The organism is Pseudonocardia broussonetiae, from assembly GCF_013155125.1.
Classification (GTDB): domain Bacteria; phylum Actinomycetota; class Actinomycetes; order Mycobacteriales; family Pseudonocardiaceae; genus Pseudonocardia; species Pseudonocardia broussonetiae.
The window spans coordinates 1,137,233-1,152,149 of the sequence record NZ_CP053564.1 but is presented as its reverse complement, the minus strand read 5'-3'; the positions used below and the strand labels follow the sequence as shown (position 1 = coordinate 1,152,149).

Annotated in this window: 16 protein-coding genes; 5 read left to right on the top strand and 11 right to left on the bottom strand. The window is 75.7% G+C overall.

The annotated features are described in order from the left end of the window. Nucleotides 1–19: 19 nt before the first annotated feature. The 3 genes from HOP40_RS05650 to purM all read left to right on the top strand — a co-directional run bounded on the left by HOP40_RS05650 (nucleotide 20) and on the right by purM (nucleotide 4,910). A complete protein-coding gene (locus HOP40_RS05650) occupies nucleotides 20–2,209 on the top strand; it encodes a putative bifunctional diguanylate cyclase/phosphodiesterase (RefSeq protein ID WP_172155312.1) in 2,190 nt (729 codons plus the stop codon). Between the two features lie 27 nt (nucleotides 2,210–2,236). Beyond that, nucleotides 2,237–3,775 (top strand): amidophosphoribosyltransferase, encoded by a 1,539-nt coding sequence (purF, locus tag HOP40_RS05645; protein ID WP_172155310.1) that lies wholly within the window; start codon nucleotides 2,237–2,239, stop codon nucleotides 3,773–3,775. Between the two features lie 61 nt (nucleotides 3,776–3,836). After that, nucleotides 3,837–4,910 carry a phosphoribosylformylglycinamidine cyclo-ligase gene (gene purM, locus HOP40_RS05640; protein ID WP_172155308.1) on the top strand — a complete coding sequence of 358 codons (1,074 nt, stop codon included), beginning with the start codon at nucleotides 3,837–3,839 and terminating at the stop codon, nucleotides 4,908–4,910. On the opposite strand, the gene HOP40_RS05635 is transcribed toward purM, so the two are convergent. The 6 genes from HOP40_RS05635 to HOP40_RS05610 all read right to left on the bottom strand — a co-directional run bounded on the left by HOP40_RS05635 (nucleotide 4,879) and on the right by HOP40_RS05610 (nucleotide 9,421). Continuing rightward, the gene (locus HOP40_RS05635) at nucleotides 4,879–5,253 is read right to left on the bottom strand and encodes a GntR family transcriptional regulator (RefSeq protein WP_172155306.1); all 375 of its coding nucleotides are present in this window, start codon (nucleotides 5,251–5,253) and stop codon (nucleotides 4,879–4,881) included. The two genes, purM and HOP40_RS05635, sit on opposite strands and share 32 nt — an antisense overlap. Beyond that, nucleotides 5,247–6,194, bottom strand: a complete 948-nt coding sequence (locus HOP40_RS05630) for a DUF1648 domain-containing protein (protein ID WP_172155304.1) — start codon at nucleotides 6,192–6,194, stop codon at nucleotides 5,247–5,249. The genes HOP40_RS05635 and HOP40_RS05630 overlap by 7 nt, the downstream gene beginning before the upstream one ends. Before the next feature lie 85 nt (nucleotides 6,195–6,279). Beyond that, entirely contained in the window at nucleotides 6,280–6,477 is a 198-nt protein-coding gene (locus HOP40_RS05625) for a DUF3073 domain-containing protein (protein WP_172155302.1), read from the bottom strand. Between the two features lie 62 nt (nucleotides 6,478–6,539). Next, nucleotides 6,540–7,787 (bottom strand): MFS transporter, encoded by a 1,248-nt coding sequence (locus HOP40_RS05620; RefSeq protein ID WP_240157530.1) that lies wholly within the window; start codon nucleotides 7,785–7,787, stop codon nucleotides 6,540–6,542. Nucleotides 7,788–7,964: 177 nt separating this feature from the next. Then, entirely contained in the window at nucleotides 7,965–9,047 is a 1,083-nt protein-coding gene (gene ygfZ / locus HOP40_RS05615) for a CAF17-like 4Fe-4S cluster assembly/insertion protein YgfZ (protein ID WP_172155300.1), read from the bottom strand. Then, nucleotides 9,044–9,421, bottom strand: coding sequence for a Fur family transcriptional regulator (locus tag HOP40_RS05610; RefSeq protein ID WP_172167902.1), 378 nt, complete (start codon nucleotides 9,419–9,421; stop codon nucleotides 9,044–9,046). Before HOP40_RS05610 ends, ygfZ begins: the two co-directional genes overlap by 4 nt. A gap of 275 nt (nucleotides 9,422–9,696) precedes the next feature. Here HOP40_RS05610 and HOP40_RS05605 point away from each other — a divergent pair, with 275 nt between their 5' ends. Then, nucleotides 9,697–11,556: a hypothetical protein gene (locus HOP40_RS05605; protein ID WP_172155299.1), complete on the top strand. Its 1,860-nt coding sequence runs from the start codon at nucleotides 9,697–9,699 to the stop codon at nucleotides 11,554–11,556. Between the two features lie 45 nt (nucleotides 11,557–11,601). Continuing rightward, entirely contained in the window at nucleotides 11,602–12,378 is a 777-nt protein-coding gene (locus HOP40_RS05600) for a hypothetical protein (RefSeq protein WP_172155298.1), read from the top strand. Between the two features lie 24 nt (nucleotides 12,379–12,402). Here the strand turns inward: HOP40_RS05600 and HOP40_RS05595 are convergent, their stop codons facing one another. The 5 genes from HOP40_RS05595 to HOP40_RS05580 all read right to left on the bottom strand — a co-directional run bounded on the left by HOP40_RS05595 (nucleotide 12,403) and on the right by HOP40_RS05580 (nucleotide 14,904). Continuing rightward, nucleotides 12,403–13,008: a heme-binding beta-barrel domain-containing protein gene (locus HOP40_RS05595; protein ID WP_172167900.1), complete on the bottom strand. Its 606-nt coding sequence runs from the start codon at nucleotides 13,006–13,008 to the stop codon at nucleotides 12,403–12,405. A 17-nt stretch (nucleotides 13,009–13,025) separates the two neighbouring features. Beyond that, entirely contained in the window at nucleotides 13,026–13,154 is a 129-nt protein-coding gene (locus HOP40_RS36345; protein ID WP_275691339.1) for a hypothetical protein, read from the bottom strand. 159 nt (nucleotides 13,155–13,313) lie between these two features. Next, on the bottom strand, nucleotides 13,314–13,613 hold the full coding sequence (locus HOP40_RS05590; protein ID WP_172155297.1) for a DUF1416 domain-containing protein: 300 nt from the start codon (nucleotides 13,611–13,613) through the stop codon (nucleotides 13,314–13,316). Next, on the bottom strand, nucleotides 13,613–14,458 hold the full coding sequence (locus HOP40_RS05585) for a sulfurtransferase (RefSeq protein ID WP_172155296.1): 846 nt from the start codon (nucleotides 14,456–14,458) through the stop codon (nucleotides 13,613–13,615). Before HOP40_RS05585 ends, HOP40_RS05590 begins: the two co-directional genes overlap by 1 nt. Next, a complete protein-coding gene (locus HOP40_RS05580) occupies nucleotides 14,455–14,904 on the bottom strand; it encodes a DUF4395 domain-containing protein (RefSeq protein WP_172155295.1) in 450 nt (149 codons plus the stop codon). The genes HOP40_RS05585 and HOP40_RS05580 overlap by 4 nt, the downstream gene beginning before the upstream one ends. Between the last annotated feature and the right edge of the window lie 13 nt (nucleotides 14,905–14,917).

Here is a 14,917-nt window from a genome sequence, read left to right as displayed (position 1 = left end):
GGGTGAAGGAGGTGTCGGGATGGCAGCACCGCGCAGCGTGCCCGGCTCTCCCCGCGCCCGGACGGCGGCAGCCGGTACCCCGTCCCGCGCAGCCGGCTCGCCGCTCTCCCTGCACCGCCTGGCCGCCCGCTGGGCCGAGCTGGCCCCCACTGCCGACGCCGGCCTCACCGCCCGGCTCGCCACCCTGCTGCGCCGCCTCGCCACCACGCTGGCGGCCGAGCCCTACTGGCCCATGGCCGCCCGCGACATCGGCGCCGACCTGCTCGCCAGCGGCCTGTGCGGGCTCCCGGGCGAGGTCGTCGACGCGGCGGAGGAGGTGCTGCCCGCGTCGCTGCGCCTGCTCCGCGAGCAGGGTCCGTTCGTGCTGGGGCCCGGCGGCGCCGACGCGGGGGAGCGGCTCGTCGCCGCCCTCGACGAGCTCGTCACCGGCTTCACCGGCGCGCTGCGCGACCGGGCCGTCGCCGAGCAGGTCGAGGTCGTCACCACCACGCTGCGCGCGCAGGCCGGGGTGCAGCGCGCGCTGGCGCTGACCGAGAGCCACTACCGCGCGGTCTACGCCGAGGGCGCGGTCGGCATCGGCGTGGTCGGCCTCGACGGGCTGGTCCTGGAGATGAACCCCGCGCTGCGCGAGATGTTCGGGCTGCGCGGCCCGCTCGACCAGCCGCGCCCGGTCACCGACTTCGTCCACCCCGACGACCTGGGCAGTGTCGTCAGCGGCTTCCGCCGCCTCGTCCACGGCACGGCCGACGTCCGGCGGATGGAGCTGCGCTTCGTCCGTCCCGACGGGCTCGTGCTGTTCACCGATGTGGTGGCGTCGCTGGTCCGCGACGCGTCCGGCGCGGCCACGCACCTGCTGGCCGTCATCGAGGACCAGTCCGAGCGCACCCGGCTGCGGCTGCGGCTGCAGCGCGCGTCCTACCACGACCGCCTCACGCAGCTGCCCAACCGCGCGCTGTCCGAGCAGTGGGTGCACCGGTCGTTCGAGCCGGGCGGGCCGGAGTGGGTCGGCATCTGCGCGCTCGACGTCGACGGGCTCACCCGCGTCAACGACGGGCTGGGGCACCAGGTCGGCGACCAGGTCCTGCTCGCCGTCGCGGCCCGGCTGCAGATGGCCGCGGGCGAGCACCTCGTCACGCGCACGGGCGGCGACGAGTTCGCCGTGCTCGTCGCCGACCCGGAGGGGCTGCCCGCGGTCTGCCGGATCGCCGACCACGTGCTGGAGGCGTTCGCCACGCCGTTCCTCGTCGGCGGGCACACCCTCAGCGTCACCGCGAGCGTCGGGGTGGCCGCGTCGGCCACCGCCACGGCCTGCCCGGAGGAGCTGATGCGGGCCGCCGACGTCGCGCTGAACTGGGCGAAGACGCACGGAGGCGGGCGCCGGGTGCTGTTCGACCCGGAGCGCGACGCGGGCGAGTCGGCCCGCTTCGCCCTGCTCAACGGGATGGCCGGGGCCATCGACCGCGAGGAGTTCCGGCTGGTCCACCAGCCGCTCGTCGGCCTCGGCGCCGACCCGCGGATGCGCGGGGCCGAGGCGCTCGTGCGCTGGGACCACCCCGAGCAGGGGCTGCTCGGGCCGGGCGCGTTCATCGAGCTCGCCGAGCGCAGCGGGATGATCGTGCCCCTGGGCCGCTGGATCCTGCGCACCGCGTGCGCCCAGGCGGCGGCCTGGCACCGCGAGCTGGGCGAGGACGCGCCCTACGTCAGCGTCAACGTGTCCCCGGTGCAGCTCGTCGAGCCCGACTGGGTCGGCGAGGTCGCCGCCGCGCTCGCCGCCACCGGGCTGCCGGCGCGCCTGCTGCAGCTGGAGATCACCGAGCAGGCCGTGCTGGGCGACGAGGGCGCGGCCCTGGAGGCGCTGCGCGCCCTGCGGGCCGCGGGCGTCCGGCTCGCCCTGGACGACTTCGGCACCGGCTGGTCGAGCCTGGCCTGGCTGCGCCGCCTCCCGGTGCACGCCCTGAAGATCGACGGCTCGTTCATCGACGGCCTGCGCCACCCCGACGCCGACCCCGTCGACTCCGCCATCGTCGGCTCGCTGATCGGGATGGCGCACGCCCTCGGGCTCGAGGTCACGGCCGAATGGGTGGAGACCGGCCTGCAGGCGGAGCGCCTCGCGGGCCTCGGCTGCGACGTCGGGCAGGGGCGGTGGTTCGGTGACGCCGGTCCCGCGGAGTGGGTTCCGGATCTCCTGCGGCGTAGCATCGCGACCTGAACGGCCGTCCACGAAGGGGAGCGAGCGTTGGGTCCCGACACCCGAACCGAGTCCGACCCGACCGACGACGAACCCCGTGAGGAGTGCGGCGTCTTCGGCGCCTGGGCGCCCGGCGAGGACGTCGCCAAGCTCGCCTACTACGGCCTCTACGCGCTGCAGCACCGCGGCCAGGAGGCCGCCGGCATCGCCGTGTCCGACGGTCGCCGCATGGTCGTGTTCAAGGACCTCGGCCTGGTCAGCCAGGTGTTCGACGAGCAGACCCTGAGCTCGCTCAAGGGCCACATCGCCATCGGCCACTGCCGCTACTCCACCACCGGGTCCACGACCTGGGAGAACGCGCAGCCCACGTTCCGCACCACGGCCACCGGCAGCGGCATCGCGCTGGGCCACAACGGCAACCTGGTCAACACCGCCGAGCTGCGCGACGAGGTCGCCGCGCTCGTCGACGAGCCGGCGTCGGGCCGGTCGCACATCCGGTCGAGCACCGACTCCGACCTCGTCACCGAGCTGATGGCCGCCACGGCCGCCGACATCGGCGTGGAGGAGGCCGCGATGCGGCTGCTCCCGCGCCTGCGCGGGGCGTTCTCCCTGGTCTTCGGCGACGAGCAGACGCTCTACGCCGCCCGCGACCGCCACGGCGTCCGCCCGCTGGTGCTGGGCCGCCTGGAGCGCGGCTGGGTCGTCGCCAGCGAGACGGCGGCGCTCGACATCGTCGGTGCCTCGATGGTCCGCGAGGTCGAGCCCGGCGAGCTGCTCGCGATCGACGCCGACGGCATGCGCAGCTCGCGCTTCGCCGCGCCCGAGCCCAAGGGCTGCGTCTTCGAGTACGTCTACCTGGCCCGACCGGACACCACGATCGCCGGTCGCTCCGTGCACTCCACGCGCGTCGACATCGGCAAGCGCCTGGCCCACGAGCACCCCGTCGAGGCCGACCTGGTGATCCCGACGCCGGAGTCCGGCACGCCCGCCGCCATCGGCTACGCCCAGCAGTCCGGCATCCCGTACGGCCAGGGCCTGGTCAAGAACGCCTACGTCGGCCGCACGTTCATCCAGCCGAGCCAGACGATCCGCCAGCTCGGGATCCGCCTCAAGCTCAACCCGCTGCGCGAGGTCATCCGCGGCAAGCGGCTCGTCGTCGTCGACGACTCCATCGTGCGCGGCAACACCCAGCGCGCGCTGGTGCGGATGCTGCGCGAGGCCGGGGCGCTGGAGGTGCACGTGCGCATCGCGTCGCCGCCCGTTCGCTGGCCCTGCTTCTACGGCATCGACTTCGCCACCCGCGCCGAGCTCGTGGCCAGCGGCATCGACACCGAGGGCGTCCGCCGTTCCATCGGCGCCGACAGCCTGGGCTACGTGTCGCTGGAGGGCCTGATCGCGGCCAGCGAGCAGCCCCGCACCCGGCTGTGCTCGGCCTGCTTCGACGGGGAGTACCCCATCCCGCTGCCCGAGGAGGCGCGGCTGGGCAAGCACCTGCTCGAGCCCGTCCCGGTGGACGTCTCGGGGGCCGCCTCGGGCGACCCCGGGCCGGTCTCCGTCGGGCCCGGCGCCGCGCTCGACCGTCCCTGAGCTCCCCCCGACCCGCACGGCGCACGATCACGCGCCGTCCGCCCGAGAGCGAGATACGAGCATGCCGACCGACCTGCCCGGAGCCAGCTACGCCGCCGCAGGGGTGGACATCGAGGCGGGGGAGCGCGCCGTGGACGCGCTGCGGCCCTACGCGGAGAAGGCCAACCGCCCCGAGGTGCTCGGCGGCATCGGCGGCTTCGCGGGTCTGTTCGCGCTGAAGATCGGCAAGTACACCGAGCCGGTGCTCGCCGCCTCCACCGACGGCGTCGGCACGAAGGTCGCGATCGCGCAGGCGATGGACAAGCACGACACCATCGGGCTCGACCTCGTCGCGATGGTCGTCGACGACCTCGTCGTCTGCGGCGCGGAGCCGCTGTTCCTGCAGGACTACATCGCCGTCGGGAAGCTGGTGCCCGAGCAGGTCGCGTCCGTCGTCAAGGGGATCGCGGAGGGCTGCCAGCAGGCCGGCTGCGCGCTGCTCGGCGGCGAGACCGCGGAGCACCCGGGGCTGATGGAGGTCGGCGGGTACGACATCTCCGGCACCGGCGTCGGGATCGTCGAGGCCGACGCGATGCTGCGTCCCGACCGCGTCCGCCCCGGTGACGTGCTGGTGGCGCTGGGGGCCTCGGGCCTGCACTCCAACGGCTACTCGCTGGCCCGGCACGTGCTGCTCGACATCGCGCGGATGTCGCTGGAGGGGCACGTCGAGGAGTTCGGCCACACCCTCGGCGAGGAGCTGCTCGTCCCGACGCGCATCTACGCCCGCGACTGCCTCGCCCTGGCCGCCGAGACCGGCGTGCGCACGTTCGCCCACATCACCGGCGGCGGCCTGGGCCGCAACGTCGAGCGGATCCTGCCCGACGGCCTGAGCGCCGTCGTCGAGCGCAACACCTGGACCCCGGACCCGATCTTCAACCTCATCGCCTCGCGCGGCCGCGTGGAGCGCGCGGAGATGGAGAAGACGTTCAACATGGGCGTCGGCATGGTGGCCGTGCTCCCGGCCGACGACGTCGACCGCGCGCTCGCCGTCCTCACCGCCCGGCACGTGCCGGCGTGGGTGCTCGGCGGCGTCTCCCGCACGACCGACGCTAACGCGACCCGCGTCACGCTCCGGGGCGACCACCCGCGGTTCTGAGTCCGCGCACCAGCGCCACCAGCTCCTCCTCGTCGAGGTCGATCCGGCGGGCGGCCTCCACGAGCTGCCGGGCCAGCTCCACGACGCCGGCCCGGCCGTCGTCGGCCCCCGCGCGCACGGTGGCGCCCCGCCCGCGGCGCAGCTCGATGAGCCCGTCGTCGCGGAGCTGCTGGTAGCCGGCCAGCACGGTGTGGATGCTGACGTCGAGCGAGGCCGCGAGCTCCCGGGCGGGCGGCAGCCGCTCGCCCGCTGCGACCTCGCCGTCGCCGATGGCGCGGCGGACGGCGGCGGCGATCTGCTCGTGCAGCGGCGTGGGGCGGGCGGGGTCGACGCGGATCAGCACGCGAGGATGCCGTTCAGCAGCCCGGCGGCGGTCTGCGGGTCGTCGACGGTGACGGCGAAGCGCCGCCCCGACCGGCGGACCACGACGAGCGCGGGCCCCGAGCGCAGGACCACCCCGCTGCCGCCGGGGACGACCCGGTAGCCCCAGCCGCCGAACTCGGCCGCCGAGACGTCGTCGACCATGGCCGACGCCACGTCGGAGAGGGGCACGACGATCCGCGGCCACCCGACGGGACCCAGGCCGACGCGGAGCCCGCGCCGGTCCACGGTGACGCGCACGGCGCTCGTCGCCGCGACCAGGAGCCCGGCGGCAGCGAGCGCGACGACCGCGACCAGCGGGGCCCCGACCGGTCCGAGCGCCGCGGCGCCCAGCAGGAGCGCCGCACCGAGCCCGGCCAGCGGGCGCGAGACGACGGTGCGCGACCAGCTCGCCCGCTCGGTGTCCCCGAGCTCGACGGCGGGCACCGCGGCGGGTGCGGCCGGGGCGGCGGTCGGGCTCGCCGGCGTCAGGCGGTGGACGACCCACCCGACGGCGGCGCCCGCCACGAGCCCGGCGGCGAGCCACCACGGCTCCAGCACGGCGTCGGCGGCGTCGGCCAGGTCGAGGTTGGCCGCGGCGGCGGCGCAGGTGATCACGCCGACGAGCGCCGCGACGGCCCACGACAGGCCGACGGTGAGGCGCCCCCCGTCGGGTCCGGTGGCCGACCGTGCGCCGCGCGCCGATCCGGCGAGCAGGCCGAACAGGACGGTGAGGAACAGCGCCAGCCCGATCTGCACGGCGAGGAGCGCCACGCGTCCGGTGTAGCCGTCGGCGGTGCCGTCCAGCGCGAAGTGGCTCGCGACCGGATCGGGCAACCGGTCGGCCGCCAGTACGAGCAGAGCGCACGCCGGCAGCTGGGCCGGCAGGTGCGGAACGGCGGCGAGAAGACGGGTGCGGGGCACCGGAACCTCCTACTTGTTATGTTTGAACCATAACAAGTAGTCGGCCCGGCCCGCTACCTCGTTCGTCGTGCTGCGTGGAACCCGGTCAACGCCGGTAGTCGTCGTCCCTGTCGGACTCGGGGGCGTAGGGGTCGTACTCGTCCTCCGCCTCCGTGTCGTGGAGCACCGTCCCACCGCCGACGCCGATCTCGCGCTGCAACGCGTCGAGATCCATGGTGGGGGAGCTGTACTTGAGTTCCCGGGCCACCTTCGTCTGCTTGGCCTTGGCTCGTCCGCGCCCCATGGCTGGTCCCCCTTACAACAGGGAAGGGGCGGCCGGATGTCTCGGCGGCCCCATTCATGTCATCAGTGTCCTGTCACCACCGTACCGTGCCTACGCCCGGGCGTGCGACGTGGCACCGGCGGTGTCACGTTGCCTGCGTCACCCGGCTCCCGGAGGCCCCGGAGGGTGAGGAGTGCTAGTGCCGCGGCGACCGTGCCGAGGGCGAGCATCGCGGGCCACCCGGCGACCTGCGCGACGAACCCGCCCACCACCGGGGTCGCGGCGGCGGCGAGGTAGTTGGCGGTGTTGGACACGGCCATCGCGGTCGCGGCCCGACCGGGCGGGGCGAGCTCGCCCGCGGCGGTGAAGACCAGCCCGTTCCAGCTGATGGCCAGCGCGGCGGCGGGGACGAGCACCACGGCGAGCAGGACGACCGGACCCGGCTGGAGCAGCGCGGCGGCGCCGAAGCCGACGGCGACGAGCGCGGCGACGATCCGCAGCGGCCGCAGCCTGCTGCCCGCGCGGTCGGACCAGAACCCGTTGCCGAGCCGCCCGGCGGCACCCAGCACCTGCGTGAGCGCCAGCAGGGCCCCGGCGGCGGCCAGCGGCATCCCGCTGCCGGTGTGCAGGACCTCGACGAGGAAGACCGAGCCCAGGAACTGCGGGACGACCAGCAGCAGCCCGCCCGCGCTGAGGCGCTGCAGCCGGCGGTCGGCCAGGACGTCGAGCATCCGGCCCGCGGGGCGGGAGCCCCGTGCCGGGGCGTCCGGTGGCTCGCGGACGAACGCGGCCACGGCCACGGCCGCGAGCAGGCAGACCGCGGCGAGCACGAGGAACACCGCAGGCACCCCGCCGGCCGTGGCCACGGCCGGTAGTGCGACCGCGGCCAGCGCGGCCCCGACCGGCACCGACGTCTGCCGCACGGCCATCGCCAGACCCCGGCTGCGGGCCGGGAACCAGGTCATCACCGCGCGCCCGCTGGCGGCGTTGACCGACGCGCCCGATGCCCCGGCAAGCATGAGCAGCGCGCCGGCGGCGAGCGGGTGCGGGACCAGCGCCGCCGCGGCCAGCGCGGCGGCCGAGCCGACCAGACCGATCGCCATGACGCCGCGCTCGCCGAACCGGTCGGCGGCCGCGCCCCACGGGATGAGGGTGGGCACCAGCCCGACCGAGATCGCGCCGATCATCAGGCCGACGCCGGCGAGGTCGAGGTCGAAGTGCGCCCGCAGCGCCGGCGTGACGGCGGCGAGACCCAGGAAGTAGGCCGCGGTGGCGGCCTGGGCGGCGCTGCCGACGGCGAGCACCACCCAGCGGTAACGGGGTGCGTCCACGTCGCGGACGCTACGCCGGGTTCTCGCGATGCGGGAGCACCGTCCCACCTATTGGACGCACCAGGTCACGCCCAGGATTGCAGGAAGGCCACCTTGTGGACGGTTGTCGTCCTCAAGGTGGCCTTCCTGCAACTGGGGGGACGGCGGCGACCCGCGCGGCCCGGCGGCGGAGGGGGGTCAGCCGCGCAGGCCGCCCTGCGCCGCGCGCCCGGGCGGCGGGGCGCCGTCCTCCGCCGGCACCGAGTCGGGGTCGATCCGGGCCGGGGACGCCCGCTCGTCGACCCCGGCGACGAGGTCGGCGTCGACCGCCACCGAGCGCTTGACCAGCGCCAGCGCCACCGACCCGAGCTCGTGGTGCTGCACGACGGTGCCCACGCGGCCGACCGTCCGGCCGCCGTGGGTGACCGGGTCGCCGGGCACGGGCAGGTGCTCGTCGCCCGCGTCCAGGTGCAGCAGGACCAGGCGGCGGGGCGGGCGTCCGAGGTTCGCGACCCGCGCCACCGTCTCCTGGCCCCGGTAGCAGCCCTTCGTCAGGTGGACGGCCTCGCCGATCCAGCCGACCTCGTGCGGGATCGTGCGCTCGTCGGTGTCCAGGCCCAGCCGCGGTCGCCCGGACTCCACGCGCAGCGCCTCGAAGGCCATCGTCCCCGCCTCGCGGGCTCCGGCGTCGGTGAGCCGCCGCCACCAGGCGTCCTGCTCGGCGCGGGGGACCAGCAGGTCGGCCGCGTCGACGCCGGGCCACGGCATCCGCCGGACCACCCCGCCGCCGGGCAGCGCGAGCGCGCCGTGCGGCCGCCCGGGCACCGGGACGCCGGCCGCGGTGAGGACGTCGGCCGTGTCGGGGCCGACCACGCTGAGCACCGCGAGCTCCGCCGTGGCGTCGCGCGGCTCGACCTTCGACCAGAACACCATCTTGGTCAGGTAGTCCAGCAGCGGCGGGACGTCGCCGGGCTCGGTGTCGAGGTACACGGTGTCGGCGGTGTGCGCCACGACCATGTGGTGCAGGACGCGGCCGTTGAGGTCGAGGATCAGCGCCTCGGTGCCGGTGTCGGCGGGCAGCTCGCTGACGTGCTGGGTGAGCAGCAGGTGCAGCCAGCTCAGCCGGTCCTCGCCCGTCACGGCGATCACCCCGCGGTGGCTGCGGTCGACCACCGCGGCGCCGCGGGCCATCCGGCGCTGCTCGGCGAGCGGGTCGCCGCGGTGCGGGGGCACCGCTGCGTCGCGGTCGGGGGCGTCGGGCGTCAGCTCGGTGCCGGTCACGCGCCCGCCTCCGCGGCGCAGTCGCGGCAGCGGCCCGACAGCGCGACGTGGGTGACGTCGAGCTCGAACCCGACCGACCCGCGCAACCGGGAGGACAGCTCGTTCATCAGATCGGTGGGAGTCTCGGTGACGGCCCCGCACTCGTGGCAGACGAGGTGCACGTGCTGGTGCTCGGCCTCGGAGTAGTTCGGGGCGCCGTGGCCCAGGTGGGTGTGCCGCACCAGCCCGAGCTTCTCCAGCAGGTCCAGGGTGCGGTAGATCGTGGTGATGTTGACGGCGGGCGCGACGGCCTGCACCTGCGCGCAGATGCGCTCCGGGGTGGCGTGACCGAGGTCGCGCACGGCGTCGAGCACCAGCTGCCGCTGGGGGGTCATCCGGAAGCCGCGCTGGTGCAGCGTGCGCCTGAGGTCCTCCGGTCCGTCGGCGTCGTCGCGCCGCTCACCTGCGGTGTCGAGCCGCGTCGAGGTGTCCACGGAACCGATGGTAGGCCGCCGCACGGGGTGCCCGTCGGCCGCTTCGTCCCGAACCGCGGCTGCCGGTCGACGGCCCTCTCGGTATGCTGCGAAAGGGTGAACGGCCGGGATCGGGCGAAACGACCCCCCTACCCTCGGCGGAATGCACGGTGACGGCACGCACGGGAGGGCTAGCGATGACGAGTGACGCGGGGGTGCCCGGCGCGCCACGCTTCGACGTCGTGCTGCGCGGCTACGACCGGCGCCAGGTCGACGAGCACGTCGACCGGCTGCAGCGGGTCCTCGCCCGGATGCGCGCCGATCTCGACGTCGCGCGCAGTCAGCCGATGCCCGTCGTCTCCGCCAGCCAGCCGATGCGGCCCCGTCCGACGCCGCGCCCACGGCCCGGCGGCCAGGCCGGCGACCCGGACACCATCGGCACCTTCACCGACCGCATGGAGAGCATCCTCGCGGCCGCCGAGGAGGAGGCCGCCGAGATCCGGCGCAACGCCCACCGTGCGGCCCGCGCCGAGACCGAGGGCGTGCGCGCCCAGGTCGCCGACCTCATCCGGCAGCGCGACGCCGTGCTGGCCGAGCTCACGCGGATGCGTTCCCAGCTCGAGGGCCTGCTGGCGGCCCCGACCGCGGCGATGCCCGCGCACGAGCCGGGCAACCACCCGCTGCCGGGTCGCCGCGACGGCGACCTCTCCCGGCACGGCCGGCCCGAGTTCGGCCCCCGCCCCGCCGGTGCCCCGCCCCGCCCCGCGCCCGGTGCGCCCGACGGCGACGCGCGCCGCGCGTCGCAGCCCGCCCCCGCCGCCGGCCCCCCGGGCCCGTCGCCGGAGAAGCCGGCACCGGCCCCGACCGGCAGCGCGCCGGGCTCCGGCCCGGCCACCACCGCGCTGCCCCCGGGCCCGGGCTCCGGCGACCGCCGCGGCCCCGGTGGGTCCGCCGAGCCGTCCCGGCCGTCGCCCACGCCCGGTCGCGGCACGCCGTCGCCGACGCCCGTCCGGGCCACGGGTTCGCACGCCGGCCCGCCCGCCGGCGCCTCGTCCCCGTCGTCGGCTCCGGGCTCGCCGTCGGCCGGGTCGCAGCCGGCCGGGTCGCCGTCCGCGGGCTCGCAGCCCGCGGGGGCACAGCCTGCCGGGTCCCCGTCCGCCGCCCGGTCCACCGGCGCGCAGCCGGTCGGGTCCGGATCGTCGGCCGGTGAGCGTGACGGTTCCGCCCGTCCGTCCGGGTCCTCCGCGTCCCCCGCCGCCTCGGCCCCCTCTGCCTCTGCCGAGAACCGGACCGAGCGGTCCGACGGCGAGCGCCCGGCCGACCGGGGCGTCGGTACCCCCGGCGGGGCCGCCATCACCCGTGCATCGCAGCCGGCCCAGCAGCAGCAGACCGAGGCCGTCCGCCCCGGGGCCGCCGCCGGTGCGCAGAACGGCCGGCCGCAGAACGGGCCGGCGTCGAACGGCCAGCCCCAGAACGGGCAGCCCCAGAACGGGCAGCCCCAGAACGGGCAGCCCCAGAACGGCCAGTCCCAGAACGGCCAGTCCCAGAACGGCCAGTCCCAGAACGGGCAGGCGTCCCACGGCCAGCCCCAGAACGGCCAGCCGCAGGCGGCCCGGGCGCAGTCGGGTGACCCACGTCCGGGTGGTTCTCCCACCGCCTCCCCGGCGTCCGACGTCGTCACGGCGAAGGACAAGGCGCCCACGGCCCGGCCCGAGCGCGAGGCCGGCAAGGCCGCCCACCGGCTGCCGACCGGTGCCTACCCGGCCGTGAACGACAGCGGGCCGTCGATGCGCCCGCGCAGCGCGCCCGAGCCCGAACCGGCCGACCTGTTCCGGCCGGCGCAGCGTGCGACCACGCCGGATGCGCAGGCCGCGGGCGAGCGCACGTCGGTCGTGCGGCGCCCGGAGCAGGCCGCGGGTGCCGAGCCGTCGCCGTCCGGCACCGTCCGCCCCGACGAGCCGACGGTCCTCTCCCCGGCGCCCGGCACCGGTCGGACCGACCAGTCCGACGGCCGGACGAGCGACTCCCGGCCCAGTTCGTCGTCACGCTCCGCGTGAGGCTGGTTGCACATCGTTACGCCGGACGGCGTACGGTGCGCAACCATGCAGCTGGCTCTGACGCCTGAGGTGCTGGTCCCGGTCGGTGCCGGAGCCCTGCTCCTCGTCATCGCCCTCGTGGCTTTCCTCCTCGTTGCACGGCGGCGTCGGCGCGCCCGTGCCCTCGCCGCGACGGTCGCCGACCCGATGGTGGCCGACCCCGTCGTGGGAACCGACGCCGGCGCCGACCCCGATCCCGGGAACGGCACCGGTCACGACGGCGCGTGGTCCGACCCCACCGAGCGCGTCGGTTCCGGCCGCACGGTCGCCGCGGCCGTCGCGCAGGCCCTGGCCGCGCGCGAGGCGCAGGCGCGGTCGGGCGGCTCGACGCCGAGTGAGCCGGCCACCGGCCTGAGGGCGCCCGCACCGGACACCGCTGCGCGCAACGGCGCCGCGCACCCGGCCGCCGCTGCCCGCAACGGCACCGCGCACCCGGCCGCGCCCGAGCCGCCGGCTCCGGACCAGGGGAGCCGCGACGCCGCCCCGCCGCGCGAGACCGTGACGCCCGACGTCGCCCCCAGTGCCCGCGGCGACGCCCGCGACCGCCTGCTCGCGGTCCTGCTGGACGACCCGGTGCGCGCGGTCGGCGCCACCGTCGAGCTCGACGCCTGCCGGCGCCAGCTCGCTCGGCTCACCGACTCGGTCCGCCACGAGCGCGAGGCGCTGCGGTCGGTGCTCGCCCGGCTCGCCGACACCGGGCTGGGGCGCGACCAGCTGGCGCGCCTGTCCGGGCTGTCCGACGCCGAGCTGCGCGACCTGCCCGACCGCGTCGGCGTGGGCTGACGCGCGTGCGGGTGGGCTGAGGCGTCAGCCCGCGATGCGGCTCAGGCGCGCCGAGAGGTGCGGCTGCATCGGCTGGCCCATCATCGCGCGCTCGTCGACGTAGGCGAGGTCGCCGCCCTCCACGAGCCCGTAGAGCCGGTGCGAGGCCTGCACGTCCTGCGCGGTCGGCGTGCGCACGACGGCGTCGGTCTCGATCTCCCACGAGCGGAGGTCGAGCGCGCGGCCGTAGAAGACCTCGACGATCCCCGTGGCGTGGGTTAGGAGCACCTCGAGCTGCCTGCCCTCCTGCGGGCGCCAGAAGCCCGTCTCCCGGGCGGCGGGCCGGATGACCTTCCCGTCGTCGTCGAGCAGCCAGGCGCGCGCCTCGTAGGACAGGAACGGGCGCCCGTCGTGGGCGAAGACGAGCTGCTGGCCGTAGGCGAAGGGACCGTCGATCGTCGGGTAGACGACCTCGCCCGCCCCGCGCCACACGCCGATCAGCGGCAGCAGGCCCAGGCACTGCTGGTGCAGGTCGGGACCCTCGCGCAGGTTGGCGGTGTCGTCGGGGACGGGGAGGTCCTCGAAGCGCGGCCGGTTGCGGCGGGGCGAGTCGGGGGCGGCGTTGGCCGGGCCGGTGATGGTGCCGGGGATCTCGCCGTCGGGCCCGCTCACGACGCCGGCTCCGTGACGGTCCCGGGCGTCGGCTCGGTGGTGAACAGCCGTCGGAGCAGGTAGCCGGTGTAGGCCACCGTGCCGCCGCTGGCCGCGATCAGCAGGCCGGTGAAGAACCAGTGCACGGGGAGCCACCCTAGTGGCACCACCGGCCCGCCTGTTGCAGGAAGGCCACCTTCACACAACGAGGTTGCGTGAAGGTGGCCTTCCTGCCACGTGGCGGTGGCGGTGGAGCGGCGCCGTGGAGCGGGTGGCCGTGGCGCGGTGGCCGGGTGGAGGGGCGCTCAGGCCACCGACACCAGCGTCTGGTGCAGGCCGGGGGCGTCGGCCTCGAGCACGGCCTCCCCGTTGCCGCTGCGGCTCAGCGCGCGCAGCGTCCAGGTGCCGGGGGCGGCGAAGAAGCGGAAGTCGCCGCTCGCGCTGGCCACGACCTCGGCCGTGAACTCGCCGGTGCCGTCGAGCAGCCGGACGAAGGCGCCGCCGACGGGCTCGCCGCCCGCGACGACGCGCCCGGCGAGGACGGTCTCCTTGCTGAGGTCGGTGCCCGGGGGCAGCGACACGGACTGGTCAGGAGCGCCGCACATCAGCCCTTGCTCCCCGCGCCGAGCTCGATCGGGACCCCGATGAGCGAGCCGTACTCGGTCCAGCTGCCGTCGTAGTTCTTGACGTCACCGTGGCCGAGCAGCTCGTGCAGCACGACCCAGGTGTGCGAGCTGCGCTCACCGATGCGGCAGTAGGCGATGGTCGGGCGCGAGCCGTCGAAGCCCTCGTCGCCGTACAGCTTGGCGAGGTCCTCGTCGGACTTGAACGTGCCGTCCTCGTTGGCCGCCTTGCTCCACGGGATGTTGATGGCGCCGGGGATGTGGCCGGGCCGCTGCGACTGCTCCTGCGGCAGGTGCGCCGGCGCCAGGATCTTGCCGGAGAACTCGTCGGGCGAGCGGACGTCGACCAGGTTCTGGCTGCCGATGGCCTCGACGACCTCGTCGCGGAAGGCGCGGATCGAGGTGTCGGCGGGCTTCGCCGTGTAGGTCGTGGGGGTGCGCTCGGTGCTGTCGGTGGTGAGCGGGCGCCCGTCGAGCTCCCACTTCTTGCGGCCGCCGTCGAGCAGCTTCACGTCGGCGTGCCCGTACAGCTTGAACTGCCAGTACGCGTAGGCGGCGAACCAGTTGTTGTTGCCGCCGTAGAGGACCACGGTGTCGTCGTTGGAGACGCCCTTGGCCGAGAGCAGCGCGCCGAACTGGTCGGCGTCGACGATGTCGCGGCGGACGGAGTCCTGGAGCTCGGTGGTCCAGTTGACCTTCACGGCGCCGGCCAGGTGGCCGCCGTCGTAGGCGGCGGTGTCCTCGTCGACCTCGAGGAACACGATGCCGTCGGTGCCGATGTTCTTCTCGGCCCAATCGGCGGTGACGAGGACGTCCTCGCGGCTCATGCTGTGGCTCCCTGCTGGTTGCGGTGCGTGCGGAATCGGTGGAGGAGGGCGTACATCTCGCAGCCCAGGCAGAAGCCGAAGGCCGCGTTGAGGAAGGCGGCGACGAGCGCGAACGCCGTGGCGACGACGCCGAGCACGGAGAGCCCGGTGAGGTAGCCGACCGTGCCGACGACGGCGAACACGAACCCGACGAGCTGCGAGAACCGCACGGGGGCGGCGTCCTCGCGCTCGGTGGGCGGGCTCAGCCGCGGTGCGACGAGCGTGCGGAACAGCAGCGGGTACGGCGCGAAGCGCGGCCCGGCGAACGCGGCGAGCGCGAACACCACGGCCTGCGCGGCGAGCAGCCAGCCGCTGCCGGTGAGCAGCACGACCGCGAGCACGACGGTGGACAGCGCCGCGGCGAAGCGGACGCCGCGCGGATCGAGCGGGGGGTCCGTTGCGGACATGGAGGTGCTCCTG